2 protein-coding genes are annotated in these 1,837 nt (G+C 57.6%); both read left to right on the forward strand.

What is annotated here, in order from left to right; genetic code table 11:
* On the forward strand, positions 1–964 hold a 964-nt coding region (locus WA354_RS02105), incomplete at its 5' end, for a TolB family protein (RefSeq protein WP_472811357.1).
* A 41-nt stretch (positions 965–1,005) separates the two neighbouring features.
* Positions 1,006–1,837, forward strand: an 832-nt coding sequence (locus tag WA354_RS02110; RefSeq protein WP_472811358.1) for a winged helix-turn-helix domain-containing protein, incomplete at its 3' end; no start/stop codon positions are given.

Consider the following 1,837-nt stretch of genomic DNA (forward strand, 5'->3'; position numbering starts at 1 on the left):
GGTTCTTGATGAGCGTCGCGGGGTGTTTGGTCAGACGCCTACAAAGCCGACCCAATTGACATCAGGACCAATCCGCTGGGTTTTTCCCATCTTTAGTAAGGACGGAAAGAAGATCTTCGCCCGTGGCGTTATCCAGCGCGGTGAACTGGTACGCTTTGACGCGCAGTCCCATCAGTTCCTGCCGTTCCTGGGAGGCATTTCCGCGGAGTATGTTTCATTCTCCGCAGACGGGAAGTTCATGGCGTATGTCACTTACCCCGAAGGAATTCTCTGGAGTGCCAACCTGGATGGCAGTAGCCCTGTGCAACTTACCAACCCTCCCTTGTATCCCATTAACCCCCGCTGGTCGCCGGACGGTAATCAGATCCTGTACGGAGTGACGGACGCGAACGGGAATGGCAAAGCCTATCTCGTCCCTTCCCGAGGCGGAACGCCACAGTTGCTCGTCCCGGATGACAAAGGGCAACAGGCTGATCCGAACTGGTCTCCTGATGGACGCAAGGTCGTTTTTACTTCGGGAGGGCCTTATGATCCAAAGGGCGAACTTCGCATCCTCGACCTCGCCAGCCACCAATTCACGGTAGTTCCTGGGTCTGCCGGTGTGTGGTCGCCCCGCTGGTCGCCGGACGGTCGCTTCATTGCGGGTCTAGAAGCAGGCAACTGGGACCTGAAGGTCTTCGACTTTGAGACGCGCCAATGGTCGCTCCGACAAAAGGGGCAGGCAGGGTGGCTTGCGTTTTCGCGGAATAGCCAATTCATTTACTTCACGGGCGGGGGAGCTGATCAGGCTGTGCTTCGAGTTCGAGCTTCGGGTGGAAACGCGGAGCGCGTTGTCGATCTGAAGGGATTCCGCTACGCAGGATCGGTTACGGGATGGATGGGTCTCGATCCGACAGACGCGCCGATGCGGCTTCGCGACATAGGATCAGACGACATTTACGCACTCACGCTGGAGGAGAAATGAGCACTTTTGGAGGTCAGGCTCTGAACGTGGAAGGTTGAATTATGTTGGGCACACCAGAATCCGTCCTTCGTTTTGGAGACGTAGAGGTTCGAGAGCGGGAGTTCCGTCTCCTCAAGGCGGGAGAGGTAATCCCGGTCGAGCCGAAGGCGTTCCGGGTCCTCCTGTTCCTGCTGCACAATCCGCAAAAGCTAATCACCAAAGAAGAATTGCTGAACGCGGTGTGGGGAGAAACCGCGGTGTCGGAGAACTCGCTCACGCGCAGCATCGCTTTGTTGCGGAGATTGCTTGGAGACGACACACACGAGCCCCATTTCATTGAGACGGTATCGACAGTTGGCTACCGGCTTATCTGTCCCGTTCAGACCGAGCAATCGTCTGACACCTCCAGCAACAAGCCGACCCATGTCACGGAGCCGATTGCGTCGGTGACTCAAGGGAACAATGGAACGAGTTTCTCAGGTGAAGTCACTGCGGTTTTTAGCTCGGCCACCGCAGAACATCCCGAAACCTCTGCACCCGTTGCGCCGACCACGCCCCAGCGTGCTCACCCACGATGGCATTGGCTGTGGGTTGCGGCGACGGCGATGCTTGCTGTGGCGGGAATCGCGATTGGATGGTGGGAATGGTGGTCCATGCCCGCCGTGCCGTACGTGACAGGCATCGAGGCCATCACGCACGATGGCCTTGACAAGGGACTCGCCGTAACGGATGGAAGCCGAGTCTATTTCTGTGAGGATGAGAAAGGTCACCTTGTACTGGCGCAGGTGTCAACGACTGGCGGAGAGATCTCGACGATCGATACGCCGTTTCAATTCCCCTGGTTGCGCGACATCGCGCCGGACAAGTCCAGCCTGCTAGTCTCGGATCTTCGCT

Source organism: Occallatibacter sp. (assembly GCF_049802275.1).
Taxonomy (GTDB): domain Bacteria; phylum Acidobacteriota; class Terriglobia; order Terriglobales; family Acidobacteriaceae; genus Telmatobacter.